General features: G+C 61.6%; 11 protein-coding genes. 7 read left to right on the top strand and 4 right to left on the bottom strand.

The features are described from left to right. Positions 1-78: 78 nt before the first annotated feature. Complete coding sequence (gene metE / locus GCT19_RS30985) at positions 79-2,370, bottom strand: 5-methyltetrahydropteroyltriglutamate--homocysteine S-methyltransferase (protein ID WP_152854016.1); 2,292 nt, start codon at positions 2,368-2,370, stop codon at positions 79-81. A 506-nt stretch (positions 2,371-2,876) separates the two neighbouring features. Beyond that, positions 2,877-4,343 (bottom strand): hypothetical protein, encoded by a 1,467-nt coding sequence (locus GCT19_RS30980; RefSeq protein WP_018434961.1) that lies wholly within the window; start codon positions 4,341-4,343, stop codon positions 2,877-2,879. A gap of 428 nt (positions 4,344-4,771) precedes the next feature. On the opposite strand from GCT19_RS30980, the gene GCT19_RS30975 reads away from it, so the two are divergent. The 5 genes from GCT19_RS30975 (at position 4,772) to GCT19_RS30955 (ending at position 12,835) form a co-directional block, all read left to right on the top strand. Next, a complete protein-coding gene (locus GCT19_RS30975; protein WP_227749360.1) occupies positions 4,772-7,039 on the top strand; it encodes a two-partner secretion domain-containing protein in 2,268 nt (755 codons plus the stop codon). Between the two features lie 262 nt (positions 7,040-7,301). Further along, positions 7,302-10,922, top strand: coding sequence for an AAA family ATPase (locus GCT19_RS30970; RefSeq protein ID WP_152854015.1), 3,621 nt, complete (start codon positions 7,302-7,304; stop codon positions 10,920-10,922). A gap of 57 nt (positions 10,923-10,979) precedes the next feature. After that, positions 10,980-11,237, top strand: coding sequence for a DUF4242 domain-containing protein (locus GCT19_RS30965; protein WP_013094082.1), 258 nt, complete (start codon positions 10,980-10,982; stop codon positions 11,235-11,237). A 683-nt stretch (positions 11,238-11,920) separates the two neighbouring features. Further along, complete coding sequence (locus GCT19_RS30960; RefSeq protein ID WP_018434964.1) at positions 11,921-12,151, top strand: hypothetical protein; 231 nt, start codon at positions 11,921-11,923, stop codon at positions 12,149-12,151. 186 nt (positions 12,152-12,337) lie between these two features. Beyond that, positions 12,338-12,835, top strand: coding sequence for a YciE/YciF ferroxidase family protein (locus GCT19_RS30955; RefSeq protein ID WP_013094080.1), 498 nt, complete (start codon positions 12,338-12,340; stop codon positions 12,833-12,835). A gap of 422 nt (positions 12,836-13,257) precedes the next feature. On the opposite strand, the gene GCT19_RS30950 is transcribed toward GCT19_RS30955, so the two are convergent. Then, a complete protein-coding gene (locus tag GCT19_RS30950; protein ID WP_227749359.1) occupies positions 13,258-13,785 on the bottom strand; it encodes a hypothetical protein in 528 nt (175 codons plus the stop codon). A 235-nt stretch (positions 13,786-14,020) separates the two neighbouring features. Then, positions 14,021-14,548: a TIGR01841 family phasin gene (gene phaP / locus GCT19_RS30945; protein WP_152854013.1), complete on the bottom strand. Its 528-nt coding sequence runs from the start codon at positions 14,546-14,548 to the stop codon at positions 14,021-14,023. Between the two features lie 431 nt (positions 14,549-14,979). Between phaP and GCT19_RS30940 the strand changes: the two genes are divergently transcribed. Next, positions 14,980-15,258 (top strand): hypothetical protein, encoded by a 279-nt coding sequence (locus GCT19_RS30940; protein ID WP_152854012.1) that lies wholly within the window; start codon positions 14,980-14,982, stop codon positions 15,256-15,258. Positions 15,259-15,750: 492 nt separating this feature from the next. Continuing rightward, positions 15,751-15,996 (top strand): manganese catalase family protein (locus tag GCT19_RS30935; RefSeq protein ID WP_193727468.1); only part of this gene is annotated, 246 nt, incomplete at its 3' end.

Raw genomic sequence — 15,996 nt, 5'->3', positions numbered from 1 at the left:
CCTGCTCAAAACCTGGCGCCAAGAGGCGATCCGGATACGAGCCGCCGCGAAGAAAGCGACGGCTCGCTCGCCGTTCTACTAGACCCGGCTGCGCAGCGTCTTCGCGGCCGCAACCATGTTCGTCAGCGCGGGAATCACTTCAGCCCACTGACGCGTCTTCAGACCACAGTCCGGGTTCACCCACAGACGTTGTGCCGGAATGCGCTCCGCCGCCTTTTGCATCAATTGAACGATGTGCTGCTGCGTCGGGATGTTCGGCGAGTGAATGTCATAGACGCCGGGGCCGATCTCGTTCGGGTAGTTGAAGTCGTCGAACGCGTCGAGCAGCTCCATGTCCGAGCGCGAGGTCTCGATCGTGATGACGTCCGCATCCATGCCGGCGATCGACGCGATGATGTCGTTGAACTCCGAATAGCACATATGCGTGTGGATCTGCGTTTCGTCACGCACGCCGTTCGCGGTGATCCGGAACGACTCGACCGCCCAGCGCAGATACTCGCCCCACTGCGCGCGACGCAGCGGCAGGCCTTCGCGAAGCGCGGCTTCGTCGATCTGCACGACGCGCACGCCGGCTTTTTCCAGGTCGAGCACTTCTTCGCGGATCGCCAGCGCGAGCTGGTAGCACGACACCGAACGCGGCTGGTCGTCGCGCACGAACGACCAGTTCAGGATCGTCACGGGGCCGGTCAGCATCCCCTTCATCGGCTTGTTCGTCAGCGACTGCGCGTAGCTGATCCATTCGACCGTCATCGCTCGCGGACGGCTGATGTCGCCGAACAGGATAGGCGGCTTCACGCAGCGCGAGCCATACGACTGCACCCAGCCGAACTGGCTGAACGCATAGCCGTCGAGTTGCTCGCCGAAGTATTCGACCATGTCGTTGCGTTCGGCTTCGCCGTGCACGAGCACGTCGAGACCCAGCGCTTCCTGTTCGCGCACGCTGCGCTCGATTTCCCGCCGCATCGCGGCCCGATAGCCTGCCCGGTCGAGCGCGCCGCTCTTGAATTGGCTGCGTGCATGGCGGATTTCCGCCGTCTGCGGGAACGAGCCGATCGTCGTGGTCGGGTACGCGGGTAGTTCGAGCAGCGCGGCCTGCTTCGCCGCGCGCTCGGCATAGGCGTGCTGGCGATTGCCGAGCTTCGCGTCGATGCGCGCCAGCGCCGCCTTCACCGCCGGGTTGTTCACGCGCGGCGACTCGCGGCGCGCGGCAATCGCGGCCGCATTGGCGGCGAGCTGGTTCGCGACTTTGTCGCGGCCGCCGTTGAGCGCGGTGGCGAGCACCTTCAGTTCGTCGAGTTTTTGCAGCGCGAACGCGAGCCAGGAGCGGATTTCCGCGTCGAGCTTGTGTTCGCTCGCGAGATCGACCGGCACGTGTAGCAGCGAGCACGACGGCGCGAGCCACAAGCGATCGCCGAGTTTGCGCGCGAGCGGCGTGAGCCATTCGAGCGCGGCGTTCAGATCGGTTTTCCAGATGTTGCGGCCGTTGATCGCGCCGACCGACAGCACGCTGTGCGCGGGCAGCTTGCGCGCGGCCAGCGCGATTTCTTCGCGTGCGTTGATCGCGTCGATATGCAGACCGTCGACGGGCAAGCCGCACGCAAGTTCGAGGTTCTCTTTCAGCTGGCCGAAGTAGGTAGCGAGCAGCAGCTTGACGCCGCGTTCCTCGAAGCCTTGATACGCGGTCACGAACGCGTCGCGCCATGCCGGATCGAGTTCGGTGACGAGCACCGGCTCGTCGATCTGCACCCACTCGACGTCCATCACCTTGAAATAGTCGAGCAGCGCGCGATAGACGGGCATGATGCGAGCCAACAGCGCGAGTTTGTCGGAGTCGTCCTTCGCCTTGCCGAGCCATAGATACGTGATCGGGCCGATGATCACCGGCTTCGCCTTCACGCCCTGCTCGCGCGCTTCACGCAGCTGTTCGAGGAAGCCGGACGTGTCGAGGTTGAACGTCGTATCGGCCGTGAACTCGGGGACGATGTAGTGGTAGTTGGTATCGAACCACTTCGTCATTTCGCCGGCCGCGACGCCGCCGCAGCATGCGGCATGCTCTTCGGCATCCTGCGCCGAGCGGCCGCGCGCGACTCGGAAGTAGTTGTCGAGCTTGTCGCCATGAAAGCCCTGCACGCGTGCGGGCAGATTGCCGAGCGTGAAGCTCATGTCGAGCACCTGGTCGTAGAACGCGAAATCGCCGACCGGTGCGAGATCGAGTTCGCGCTGGTCATTCCAGTGACGCGCGCGCAGTTGCGCGCCGAGCGCCTTCAGTTCCTCGCGCGACGATTCGCCCTTCCAGTAGCGTTCGAGGCCGAACTTCAGTTCGCGTTTTGCGCCGATGCGCGGGAAGCCGAGATTATGTGTCGTGACCATGGAGGCTGCCTTCCGATGAAAAATTGCAAGGAACGATGCAAAGATTGGCAGCCATGATAGGGGCTTCATTCCATGAAGAAAAATGGCATTATTTCATTTATCCATTAGTTTTGTTCATTCTATGTGTCGGGCGCTTTGACTGCCGGGATGTATCGGATGGTCCCTCATCTGCCAAAAACCAGTATGCCTCGGCCCACGCGTTCAGAATGCGTTCCCCCGCGGCGTCCCCCCATGCGCGTCGTGATTGCCACGCCATGCTTTTGCATGACAGGGGCGGTCGATTTGATGACGGAATTCGTTTCTGGAGAAAGAGAGGCGCTCATGGCTTCCCTCCGAATAAGACTGTTGAGAGAACCAGCCGAGGTGGTGAGCATCAGTGGAACGAGGCTACAGGAGGGCCGCCTCGTGGGCGGTCCTCCTGTCGACCTTCAGAGCGCACGGTACGGGTCGAGTGCCTGTCGCAACTCATTAAACGGCCCGTCAGTTCGACGCGTTGCGAGTTGCCTTCAGCGGTCGTCGCCGTCACGGCCCGCAGACGCCGGCCTCGGCGGGCTTACGCTTATGGCAGCGCCAGTCAGTACCCACGCCCGTTGGCTGGGCGCGAACCGCGGCGCCAGGTAGCCGTCATTGATTTCGCGCGTCACGGCAAAGCGACGGAACGAAGTCGCTGGCAAGAACAGGCGGGAATTGTCCGGGAACCCATCGCTGGGAGTATCCACGTCTCCCTCGCGTGCCGAAATGACGCCGTCGCCATTGGTATCGACCCGTTTGACTTCAGCCACATAGGCGTCGTACAAGCGCTGCGGGAATGGCGTGCCCTGCTCGAACGATGCCACTCGCACGTAGGTGTCCAGGTAGATTTCGTGCGCCAGTCCGCTTGGGATGAAGCGCTGGCGGTATTCACGCTGGTTATCGACTTCGGCATCGAATCGGTCGGGGTCGCGCGGACCTGCACCACCCAGTGGGGCCGTATTGTTCGGATCGTCACCATAGTCGATCGCACTGTTCTTCGCACCTGCCGGTCCAGCGCCGGGGATCAGTGACGACAGCTCGCCAACTTTGCCGGCTTCAAAGCTACCGGGAATACCTCCGGTAAAAGGCAACTCGTAGAGTGGATGGATCCAATTGGTCGTGTAGTTGAATTCCCAGTACCCGTGACAATCAGCCTGCTGCATGCAGTTGAGCGCCCCCATGCTTAACTGGATCGGCACGATATTGGTCTGGCGCTCGGGGAAGTGGTCTGAAGCATCGGGCAAATGCGGTGACTTGCCATCCATTGTGAAGAGCTGGCCCGGCACGTTGTGGTGCGTACCCATTGCCCGCAAAGCGGCTGCGTCTGCGACTGTCATTGTGCCGAACTGGGCGTGCCCGTCGGGACGGGGCGGTGCGACATTCGGCACTTGCAGATCGTGGATCATCCAGCCCTCGTACCAGCCGCTTTCATTGTTGATCACAAACAGATTTGAAAGGTCGGTAAATACATCGATGAAGGCGCGAACGTTAGCGGGATCAGTGGGCAGCCCGGGCTTCGGCTCGACCACCAGGCGCACCGCACCGATGGTCGGCAAGCCGCAGTTGCCGCCAGTTGCCGTCAGCATCGCCTGGTCGTTGATGCCCGAGAATCGTGCCGTGAACGTATTGGGCTCGAATCCTACTGTGGACAGCAGGAAATACTGGAACAGCTGGCTCGGTTTGTCGGCCTCGGCATAGGCCTGAATTGGCAAATAGCTATGGGGCCGTTCGGCCATCCTTTGGAGGAGATCTTGCAGCGGGTCCGGCAGGTGCGCGATGTCGCCGCGCTGACGCACCAGCGCGCTGTCAGCTGCCGCGTTCGGATTCGGATGGCAAGGCGGCGGCGGCTGTTCCGCGCGTGCTTGGCCTGCGGCCAACGCGCCGATGAAGACGGCAGCGGACAGGCTGGCAGCGCCAGAACCCAGTGGTCTGAAGCTGCGGGGCTTGAATAGCGATTTCATGATGGCTCCTGAGGTTGACCCGCGTCTACGGAAAGATCTTCGGTTGGGTATCGATGTGTGGCTTAACCTCCATTGAAAGTCGAGTCGCGTGTTATCCATGGCCGGGCAGCGGGTCACCTGTCACGAGCGTGACGATGCCTCGCGGTGGGCAACCTGCGATGCGATGTGGCGGGGTGAAATCGGCAATCGGATGCCGGAGAGAGGTGTCGAGTAAACGGGGAGGAGAAACAGATATTCCGAGCGCGGCTAAAGACTGCTGTCGCCACTCAACAAGTGGCCCGAACTGCACAGACGACAAGGCGCAAAACGCAGAGATATCGGCCTGCATGCGCGGGGCCGGGAGCTATTCTTCAGACGCTGCGACCAACGTATTTGCGCTGGACTCTGCGGGTCGTCGGCAGCCATTTTGCGTGGACTCGGGAGAGGGTATGTCACGACTGAACCTACTTGGGAATGTGCTACACGCACAGCGTCGGCAACATTCAAATGCAGGCTCCCTGCTGGCCATCGGCATTTCGCTGACTGGACTGTCCCTGACACCCGTGGCGCTCGCGGCGGGCGTCCTTCCACAAGGCGGCCGTTATGTCGCCGGCGCGGGCACGATAGCCGCCCAGGGCAACGAGCTTGTGGTCACACAGCCGGGCTCAACGCGCGGCGTGATCGACTGGAATCGCTTCTCTATTGGCAAGGGCAACACGGTCATCTTCAACAACGGCGACGGCGCGACGCTGAACCGCGTGACAGGCGGTTCGCCGTCGATGCTGCTCGGCAAGCTAAACGCGACGGGCAGCGTCTACCTGATCAATCCGCAAGGCGTGCTGATCGGGCCGCAAGGTGTCGTCACGACGGGCGGCCGCTTCGTCGCCTCCACGCTCGACACCGACAACGCGTCGTTCATGAACGGCTCCGCGCTGACGTTTTCCGGCGGGTCGGATCATCGCGTGGTCAATCTCGGCAATATCGGCTCGACGAACGGTGACGTACTGCTGATAGCCGCGAAGGAAGTGGACAACTACGGCAACGTCAGCGCGCCGAATGGCACCGCCGAGGTCGGTGTCGGGACCAAGGTGCTGTTGCAGGACTCCTCCAGCTCGCGGCAGATATTCGTGCAGACGGCGAGCGGCGGCGCGATCGTCAACACGGGCGCGGTCGAAGCGGCGCAGGTCAGCCTGCAAGCCGTTGACGGCAACATCTATGCCCTCGCTGGCAACGCCGACGTCCTGCGTGCGACCGGCACCGCCGTGCGCGACGGGCATGTGTGGCTCGTCACGGGCCCCGGTGGACAGGTGATTCTCGCCGGCAACATCGCCGCGAAGAATGCGGACGGCAAAGGCGGCACGGTCGATATGGACACGGGGCTCTTCACGTTCTGGGGGGACTTCGCGAAGGTCGTCGCGGGTCAATGGAACGTCACGCTGCCCGCCTACACGTTCGATAACGGCGCGGCGCGCTCATTCGCGCGCAGCATGAACGACGGTACCTCGATCTCAATGACGACCACCGGTGCAGCAGGCCGGAGCGGCGACATCAACGCGGATCAAAGCATTCAGTGGACAGGCGGCGCATCGCTCGCGCTGAACGCGGCGCATAGCGTATCGGTCGGCCCGGGTGTCACCTTTAGCAACCAGGGCGTCGGCGCGCTGACGCTTCGCGCCGACACGGCCGGCGTGAACAACGGCGGCAGCGTCACGAATCACGGCATGATCGACTGGTCGCAAAGCACCGGCACGGTAAGCGCGTTCTATGACATGACCGGCAGCTTCACGCCAGGCACCCTGCTCGCGAACGCAGGGTGGGCCGCGCCAGACTATAGCGGGCTGCTCTCGCAGATCACCGGCTACAAGCTCGTCAATACGGCGCAGGATCTGCAGAACATCGAGAACGATATGAGCGGCAACTATGCGCTGGGCCGCGACATCGACGCGGGCGGCTACGCGTTCAAGACGCTCGGATTCGCCAGCAAGCTGTCGTTCACCGGCCAATTTGACGGCATGTGGCACAGCGTGTCCAACATCAGGCCCGACACGGATGCTGTGTTTAGCGATATTGCCGCGAACGGCGCGGTCAGGGACGTGAACATCCTGAACGCGCAGTCGGGCACCTATGCGCCGTCTTACAGGTCCGACGGCATTCTCGCCATGAGCAATCACGGCCTGATCATCAATACGTTCACCTCGGGTTACATCGCGCCGGCATCCAATGCCGCCGGCGCGACGCTTGGTGGTCTCGTCGGCACCAACTATGGAACGATCGCGCGCTCCGGCAGCAGCGCCAACGTCACGGCCGACTCCGGCGGCGGCGGCCTCGTCTATAGCAATCTGGGCACGATCACCCAGTCCTACGCGACCGGCAACGTTGCCGCTAACGAGTCACGCGGCTCGTCCGGCGGCCTCGTCAACCACAACACCGGGACGATCACGGAGTCGTTCGCGTCGGGCAAGGTCTCAGCGTTCAACCTTGTGACGGTGGGCGGGGTCTGCGCATACTGCACAGGACTCGGCAGCGACGTCTACTGGGATACCGAAACGACGGGACAAGCAAAAAGCGGCGGCAATCTGCCGGCTTCGAACGGCTTGACCACCGCGCAGATGAGCGATCCGAGGAGTTTCGTCGGCTGGAACTTCGGCAGCAATGGCGCATGGGTGATGCCGGCGGGCGCGACCCATCCGGTGCTGCGCTGGCAGGTCGAGCACTGAAGGCGGATGCCCGCTCTCGCGGGAATGGCCGGTCACGACGTGTGGCGTCGCGACCGGCAGACCCTGTAATGTCAAGGGCTGAAGCTGCAGGTGTGGGCAGTGCCGCCGTGGTCACCGGGTCGAAATGTTCGTCGTTCCTACTTAAAAAGACCCATCGCACGCGCCGGTCCCGAAACTCGCCGGAACGAGGTGCGAAGCCGCATGGACAAGTTGGGCTACCACGCCGATGATAGCGTTGGATAGGGATTCCAGAGATCCAGCAATGACCGACGATCTGACGACATGGTTAGCGCAGATTGGCCTCGGCGCCCATACTGCGAAGTTCGCCTCACAAGGAATCGACTGGGATGTGCTCGGCGATCTTTCCGACGATGACCTGAAGGAACTCGGCCTTACGCTTGGTGACCGCAAGCGGCTCGCAAAGGGACTTGCAGCGCTGAACGAATTCCACGTGCATTCGCTTGGCCGGGTGGCGGAACGCGCGGACGCACCGTCGCCTGCATCTGAAGCCATCGAGGCCGAGAGGCGGCAAATCACGGTGATGTTCGTCGACCTGATCGATTCGACAGCGCTAGCGGAGCGATTCGATCCAGAGGATATGCGACGTCTGCTAGGCGTCTACCATCAAGCCTGTGCGCGGGCAATCGAAGCCCATGATGGTCGCATCGCGCTTTATATCGGCGACGGCCTGCTCGTCTATTTCGGCTATCCGAGTGCGCACGAAGACGATGCGATACGCGCGGTACTCGCCGCGCTCGCTGCCATAGCTGCGCTTCGCGAGGCCAACGATCTCATCGAAACGGAGTACGGCGTGCGCCTGCATGTCCGGATCGGGATCGAAACGGGACTTGTCGTCGCCGGCGCGATTGGCGCCGGATCTTCGCTGGATTACCAGGCCATCGTCGGGGAGGCGCCAATCATAGCCGCAAGGCTGCAATCGCTCGCTCCTCCCGACGCGATCGTCGTGGGGCCGGCCACGCAGCATCTGATCGAAGGGTCGTTCAAGCTTGAAGACCTTGGCTGGCGAGAACTGAAAGGTGTCACCGGTCCGGTTCGGGTCCAACGAGTACTGGCGCAAGCGGACACGATCGACCGCTTCGAAATCAGGGCGGTCCGCGGGATGACGCCACTCGTGGGCCGGGCTGCGGAACTCGACATGATGCGGCGGCGGTGGAGGCAGAGCGTCGATAGCGAAATGCGCTGCGTGCTGTTGACCGGCGAGCCGGGAATCGGAAAATCCCGCGTGCTGCGGGCGCTCTGCGACAGCATCAGTGAAGACACGCATGCAATCGTTTCGCTTCAATGTTCGGCGTACTATCGCAACAGCCCTTTTTGGCCGGTACAACGCTGGCTACAGCGCACTTTTGGCGTCGGCCCGGACGCGTCAGATGCATCGAATATGGAGCGGCTAGAGGCCGGGATCGCAAGACTCGGACTCGATGTCGACGAGACACTTCTGGTCCTTACGAATCTGCTTGGTATTCCGACAGGCGCGCGACATCCGGCAGTCGACACGTCTTCTCCTTCCTTCAAGCGCCGGACGCTGGACGCGCTGGTGGCCATGCTCGAGATGTCGACGCGTGTTCAGCCGGTGCTTTTCGTTGTCGAAGACGCGCACTGGATCGATCCGTCATCCCTCGAGTTCGTTCGGCTCGTGGTTGAACGGCTGACGTCCGCCCGGCTGATGGTACTTGTCACGGCGCGGCCCGAGTTCGACCCGGGATGGACTTACCCTCATCTCGTACAACTCAATCTCGATCGGCTATCGCGCCGTGATTGCGTTGCAATGATCGAGCGGCTGACGGGCGGCAAGCGGCTGCCGGATCTCCTACTCGACCAGATCGTCTCCAAGACGGACGGTGTGCCGCTCTTTGTCGAAGAACTGACCAAGGCCGTTCTCCAGGGCGACCAGTTGGAGGACACCGGGGCCGGCTACGAGTTGAAAGGCACGCGGCAGACAATCGCGATTCCGGACACGCTGCAGGGTTCGCTGCTGTCGAGGCTCGACCGGCTGGAGCCAATCGTCAAGGAAACCGCGCAGGTTGCGGCCACAGTGGGGCGTGAGTTCGGCAGGAAGCTGCTTGGTCTGATTGCGTCCAGGTCAGAGGACGAACTGCAGGAATCACTCGACCGGCTGATTGCGGCCGAAATCATTGTTCCTGCTTCGGGGAAACTCGCCGAAGAAGACGCCTTCCTGTTCCGGCATGCATTGATCCAGGAGATTGCATACCAATCCCTGCTGCTTGCGCGCCGCAGGAACTACCACGCGCTGATCGCCGGTGCTCTCGAAGAACATTATCCGGACGTCGTCGAGCGGCAACCCGAAGTGATCGCTCAGAACTTCGCTGCGGCCGACCTGCCGGATCGCGCGATCGGCTACTGGCAGCGTGCCGGGGAACGGGCGCTGGCGGGCGCCGCCTACGATGAGGCTATCGCCCATGTGCAACGCGGACTTGAACTGGTCAACCGATGCTTCCACAGCGAGGCGGATCGTGCCACTCACCTACTGCCTCTGCTGCTGACAAGAGGCAGGGCAGAGCTCAGACTGGCCCAACGCGAGGCGATTGCGACCTTCCGCGAGGCCGCCCGGATTGCCCGCGAATGGAAGCTCACGTCGTATCTCGTGCAGGCAGCGTTGGAGTTCGATACTGCCGAGACCTTCCTCGAAGGTTCCGGCGATGCATCGCTTTCGCTGCTGGAAGAGGCCCTCGCCCTGATCGGCACCGAGGAATCGGTGGAGCGTTGCCGCCTGTTGTGCCGCCTCGTCCGCACCGTGCATATGACAGGTGCACGCGAACAAAGTAGTGAATTTGGCGAGGAGGCCGTCGCCCTCGCCAGACGCCTGAACGATCTGCCGAGCCTGTTCGATGCATTGGCGTGCGAGTTGATGCATGTCGGGGCTCTCCCGTTACCTGCGAACAGGTTTGCGGAGCGTGAAAGCGTGTTGCTGGAGTTGCGGCAGATGGCGGAGGATCTCGGCGATGCGCATACCATCGGACATGCATGCGCCCGATGTCTTGCCGGCTACCTGGAGATCGGCGAGGTGGACCGTTTCGAAAGCGCGCTGGAACGGTATCGGCAGATCGCCGCCAGCGGACAGCACTTCGTCGACAAGTGGTGCGTGACGGGGGCGCAGGCGATGCGGGCGATACTCGTCGGCGACTTCGCCGAGGCGGAGCACAAGACCCGCGACTCGTTGCAGATGGCGCAGAACGCCGACGCGAATTTCGCTACGGGTGTCTACGGCATGCAAATGTTCGCGATACGTCGCGAACAGGGTCGGCTCGCTGAGGTAGCGCCGATCTTCAAGCGGTTTGTCGACGAGCATTCCGAGGACACTACGTGGCGGCCAGGATTCATGTTGATCTGCAGTGATCTCGGCTTCGAGGCGCAGGCCCGCGACAACCTCGTTCGGCTTGCGGAATCGGAATCCAGCATCCCCGTGGACAGCAAGCGGCTTGTTACGTTGACATATCTGGCGGAGGTTGCCGCCCGCCTGCGGGACGTCGAACATGCCGAACGGATTTATGCCCTTCTCCTGCCCTTCCGGGATCAGGTGGTCACGGTTCCAGTCTTTACGCTTTGCTGTGGATCTGCGGCGCGGTTCCTTGGCATGCTGGCCCATGCTCTCGGCGACTGGTCAGCGGCAGAACAGCATTTCGAATACGCGCTGCGCATGGATGAGCGCTTGCGAGCCTGGCCCTGGCTCGCACATGGCCGCCACGAATACGCGCTCATGCTGGCGGCACGCAATGGCATCGGAGATAGAGCACGTGCGCAGGATCTGCTCTCGATGGCGGCCGCAGCAGCCAAAAAACTCAAGATGTTCGCACTCGTCGAGCGCATTGGTGGCGCGCAGGCAATAGCAGGCAACAGAAATTAGCACAGTCGATCGTACCGGTTGAGATGCAATGTGCAGTCGCTACTCAAGGAGAATCGTATGCCGCGGTTTATGATTGAACGTAATTTTGCAGAACAACTCGAGGTCACAGACGAAAGTGCTGCAACTGTGAAGAGAATCAACGACGAAGAAGGTGTCGAGTGGCTCTTTTCGTTTCTCAGCGCGGACAAGAAGAAGACTTATTGCCTGTATGAGGCGCCTAGCGCCGATGCCATCCGCGCCGCAGCACGCCGGGCCAATCTGCCGGCCGATGTGATCATCGAGGTAAGCGACTTGCGGCCGGAAATGTTCAACTAGAGGCGGGGAACCGACGCATTGTCTAATGGCTGAGAGTATGCAACGAAAGGATTGTCGCCAACCTCATCGGGCTGCGGCGATGACCAGGAATGCGCGCGTTCGAGGCTGAAGCGCCCGGCCTGCTGTTCGTACTTCGGCAGTTCTTCTCGCCAGAAACCGTGTGCACGTGAACGACGAGGAAATGGATCTGCTCGGAGGTCGACTGCGAAATGGCCTTTTCTGGTTCCTAAGGTGGCTCCTTTTCTAGCTAAGGGATGCAAAGATCTTTACGCTGTCCACTTTGCGCCGCGACGCGTTACATCGACGCGTCTCCTCCCCCCGCAAGCGGCCCCATTTTTCCACGGCGGGCGAGAATCCGCGCACGCGTGAGCGCTGTCGACCGCGTCTTTCGGACAGGCTATGAAAACCGTCGAGGCACAGGGACTGCTAGCGAAACTGTCAAAACATGCATGACGGCGATCGCGACGATCGGCGGTGCCCATGGGTACCACTCAGGCCAGGAGTTTGCTGCATTCGTGGGGCCGGTGCATCGCGTTGGCTCAAAAGATTGTGCGCATCATCGGCGCTAATGGCTCATGGTCGAACGTATCAACCCGGTTATGCGGTCTACGCCGCGTAGAAGACCCATTTACTATGGAGATTGGTCGCACCTGGCAAACGGGAAGGCGTCCATATAAATCAGAATGACCGACGTATCGTGGCAGGTGACGCATCGGGAGTGGATGATTCGTTCGTTACCGGAGAAGAGAGGCTTTCACTACCACGCTCGCGTAGAGGTCGAGCGCCGCCCTCAGGACTACGCGGACAATCGCCAGGTCTTTCGCTTCACCGACATTGGCTATTTCGACACCGAGGCTTCCGCAAATGAGCGCGGTGTGGCTTGGGCGAAGGCATGGCTCGACGTCAACTTCTAAGCGTTGGCAATTCCCCTCACATTTCGCAAGCATCGCCCGCTTGACACCCTCCCCCGCCCAAGGTCCCGGTGGTTTCTGCGCACTCGCCGCTGAGTTCGCCGTTGCAGGTCTGGATGCGCGTCGGTCGGTCTCAGGCATACTCGTTGCGCCGCTGAGGGCTCTGAACAACCTTTTAGGAGCCCCCAAATGTCACAGCGAAAGACGGTCGATGATCTGTTCGTGCACATGCTTTCCGATATCTATAGCGCGGAGAAGCAACTGACCCGGGCACTGGCGAAACTCTCCCGCGCCGCTTCCGACCCGGCGCTGAGCGACGCATTCAAGACTCATCTTGAAGAAACGCAAGGACAGGTCGAACGGATCGACAAGGTGGTGGAAACCTGCGACATCCGCCTGAAGAGAATGAAGTGCATCGCGATGGAGGGATTGATAGAAGAAGGTCAGGAACTGATCGACGAGATTGAAAAAGGTGCCGTCCTCGATGCGGGCCTCGTGGCTGCCGCGCAGAAGGTCGAACACTACGAGATCGCCACCTACGGTAGTCTGTGCGCCATTGGCAAGCAACTGGGTTTCACCGAAGCCGTGAAGCTGCTGAAAGAGACGCTAGAGGAAGAAAAGGCCACGGATCTCAAGCTGACCGAGTTTGCGGAAAGGGCCGGCAACCAGAAAGCTAAGCAACAGTAAGCTGCGACCGGCACAGCGCAGGATTGCCCTTCGAATGGGCTTCCTGCGCTCGCCGTTTATTCCATTGCCGCGGGTTCAGCGTCGATACGAGACGAACCGAAAGAGGAATTTTCGATGGATAACGCTCCCCGCAGTTGAGCGCCAGATCGACGCGCGGTGCAAGAGACCGGATGCGTCGAAGCAGGCGTCGGCTGAATCGCTTCGCGACTTTTCGAACAGCTGGGCTTCGAATCACCAGGGCGGGGCGAACGAAGGTTCAAGCTTCCAGATCGCCCTTGCTGCGTGGGCGTGCCAAGTCTTTCGCGGGTTCCAAGGTCGGGCTCGAGATGATCGTGTTCGGGCGCGTAGGGGCCTTGTTCGGGATGGTTCTTGCCCTTCGCCAATAGCCTTTCGTCCGCCCGCTCGGGGTTCGTGGTATCGAACTAGGTAGTGGTGTAGGGCTGCAACGCATCCGGCGCCCGCATGTCGCGCGGCATGTGGAAATCGGCGAGCGCAGCGCCGCGCATCTGTTCGGCGTTGCGTGGAAAACCGGTGCGTCCACTGTAATCTTGACGTACCGCGCGACCAGAGTTCGCAAGCGTCCGAGTATCACGACACGCGCGCGTCGCGTAAAGGTCTAGTGCCGTAATGCCCGCGATGTTGATGGCCGCGCCGAGGGAACGGCGTTTGTCGCGCGGGCTCAGCTTGTACGATGCGGCGGCGACGCTGCCCATGTCGGCGACGTCGCCGGCCACGCGTGCCGCGAGGAATCGCTGTGGGTCGCGCGCGGCAAGCAGGCCGATTCCGCAAGCGATCTCCCGCAGGCCGTAGGCACGAACAAGCGCGGTGCGCGCCTCGACACCTGCCGCTCTCGACACTACTCGCGGCGCCACGAGTTCGGCAACACCAAGCGCGATGCTGAACCACCCGAGTCCGCGTACGAGCGTCGTGCCCCGCGACGAATTCTGCATGCGTGTTTCCATTACGCTACCTTTTCCTTGTATCCGTTCGTCTGTTTCATCTGGGTTTCCGTTAGAAGCGCCGATGCGTTCGCCTGTCGACGCAACCGGCGGACCGGTGCGCGCGACACGCATAAATGATTCGCGCGCGCCGGCCGCGGCGTGGGCCAACACCGCTCTTTCGCCTCATCCGACAGCCGCGGTTAGGCAAGCGTGGCCGCGCGTATTGCTCTACGTCGTGCCTGCGCTACTTTGACGCGCTTTGTCCGTCTGCCCTACCGCGCCGTCGCGCAGGAGTTTCGTCCTCCGGTTGCGAGATGATCTGCGCCGTTTCCTCCATGCTCTGTGTCGCGGGCCCCGGGTCTCCCATGAGAATCGAGGACCCGAGCCCGACGCTCGCATCTTCCATCGCGCCTGTCATCACGAGGAAGCCCCGGTTCACGCGATGCTCGGCGTCACTCACGGCATCCGCAAACGAGTCCAGCAGGATTTCGCTCGCATGGCGCCAGTAGGCAACCGCCTTTGCCGATCCGGCAAAGACATAGCTCGCCTGCAGCCGCCACGCGCCCAGCGGCGACCTTTCTTCAAGCGCCTTCAATGCGACTACACATTGCTCATCAATTGAAGTCTTTACTGCCGTGCGGTTCAGTTCAAACAACCTTTCAGTCGCATCGAAAAAATGATTGACTTCCGTGCGTCTGTCGGCGCTGCCCACCGCAGCCCGTTCGGCCTCGCCTCCGTTATCTGGAAGTACCAGAAGCGTTTCGCTCGTCATAACCGTTTCCTCGAATTGGGTGATCTGCAGGTACCGGCCGCAAAGGGCCGGCGCGAAAGTGATGCAGCCTGGCCCGCCGCAACGAGCATTCCCGACTACCCGCTGCTGCCTAACGCCAGTCCCGCGACAGCATCAACTGGAATGAGCAGGGGTTATTCCCGGGATCGCACCGGCAATTCTCCGTAAGCCCTCGCTTCACGTCTCCGGATGAGCACCAATGCATCCAGGTAAAGGATCGGAATGGGGTATGCCCTTGGGTCTCGCCTTGGCATGACGGATGCGCGATCGCCCTGGCAATCGTCGGCATTCAAAGAGTCGCCATTAATGCGCAGGCATGTCGCCGATTTTTGATCGGTTGAACACGAGAAGATCGACCGCTCGATGGCGCCGGGAAGACTCCCATTTTCGGTGGCAAGGGAACGGGTGAAAAGATGCTGATCCAGATGTCGATTCGTCTCGCGGACAAGTCGGGCCTCCTGCTCCTGTACCGGGTGTTGCTCGACAGCGATGCGCAACTTTCGGGCGACGTCAGGCAGTTCGACGACCAGACCGTCGAACTCTCCATCGTCGCCACGCGCGCGTCAGACGTATCGTGGCTATGCAGAGAACTCGTCAGCAGACAGCTTGCGGAAAACGTGCTGGTGCGACGACTCGACATCGACGAGCAAAGCGGACTGGGGTTCGGAACCAGAGATGGAGAAGTGCGATAAGCGCAAACAGCAGCCGCTTAGCGAACACCTCCATCGCACACGTTTTTTACGACACTCCGACGGAACATCGTGTTCGTGGGCAAAGCGATGGTCCTCTTCGCGATCCGCCTCCTTCCGGGGCCTACTCGCACGTGCGCGCAAAGTTGGTCTCGAGACCGCTAGCCCGTTACAGCCTCCCGACTTGCTTTGGGCAAGCCAAAGCTTGCAAGCAGAACGACCGGAGCCTCCGACGCTCCGGATGCCACCAAAGGAAGTTAACCGCGACTTGTCTGCCCCGGCTAGCTGCCGGAGCGAGACATCACGCCGCTCGTCGCCCCTGTCTCGCCCTGCCGCACGCGCGGGGCGCCGCACGTCGCTCCAATGTCCGCTCACGTCAGGTGTGCGGGAACGCGGCATGCGCAGACAGACTCGCGCCGTCCACATGCGACGGCGCTCCGCGCGCGTGGCACGGCGGATGGAAGACCCACAGTACCAACTCCAATGGAGGTCACGATGTTCATGCACAACAAAAGGCTGCAATACACGGTCCGCGTCGGCACGACCAATCCCGGGCTTGCGAATCTGATGCTCGAGCAGTTCGGCGGGCCGCAAGGCGAACTGGCCGCCGCGATGCGCTACTTCACGCAGGCCGTTGCCGAAGAAGACCCCGGGCGCAAGGACATGCTGTTCGATATCGCCACCGAAGAGCTGAGCCATCTCGAGATCATCGGCTCGATCGTCGCGATGTTGAATCGCGGC

It is taken from the genome of Paraburkholderia atlantica, assembly GCF_009362785.1.
Taxonomy (GTDB): Bacteria; Pseudomonadota; Gammaproteobacteria; order Burkholderiales; family Burkholderiaceae; genus Paraburkholderia; species Paraburkholderia atlantica.
Note: the sequence above shows the minus strand (reverse complement) of the source record. Positions and strands in the feature narration are given on the sequence as shown.

Excerpts from the sequence above, each read along its gene's own strand:
- phaP (WP_152854013.1), bottom strand. The coding sequence starts at position 14,548 with ATGACGAGCGAAACGCTTCTGGTACTTCCAGATAACGGAGGCGAGGCC.
- GCT19_RS30980 (WP_018434961.1), bottom strand. The coding sequence starts at position 4,343 with ATGAAATCGCTATTCAAGCCCCGCAGCTTCAGACCACTGGGTTCTGGC.
- metE (WP_152854016.1), bottom strand. The coding sequence starts at position 2,370 with ATGGTCACGACACATAATCTCGGCTTCCCGCGCATCGGCGCAAAACGC.
- GCT19_RS30960 (WP_018434964.1), top strand. The coding sequence starts at position 11,921 with ATGACCGACGTATCGTGGCAGGTGACGCATCGGGAGTGGATGATTCGT.
- GCT19_RS30950 (WP_227749359.1), bottom strand. The coding sequence starts at position 13,785 with ATGCAGAATTCGTCGCGGGGCACGACGCTCGTACGCGGACTCGGGTGG.
- GCT19_RS30940 (WP_152854012.1), top strand. The coding sequence starts at position 14,980 with ATGCTGATCCAGATGTCGATTCGTCTCGCGGACAAGTCGGGCCTCCTG.
- GCT19_RS30975 (WP_227749360.1), top strand. The coding sequence starts at position 4,772 with ATGTCACGACTGAACCTACTTGGGAATGTGCTACACGCACAGCGTCGG.
- GCT19_RS30970 (WP_152854015.1), top strand. The coding sequence starts at position 7,302 with ATGACCGACGATCTGACGACATGGTTAGCGCAGATTGGCCTCGGCGCC.
- GCT19_RS30965 (WP_013094082.1), top strand. The coding sequence starts at position 10,980 with ATGCCGCGGTTTATGATTGAACGTAATTTTGCAGAACAACTCGAGGTC.
- GCT19_RS30955 (WP_013094080.1), top strand. The coding sequence starts at position 12,338 with ATGTCACAGCGAAAGACGGTCGATGATCTGTTCGTGCACATGCTTTCC.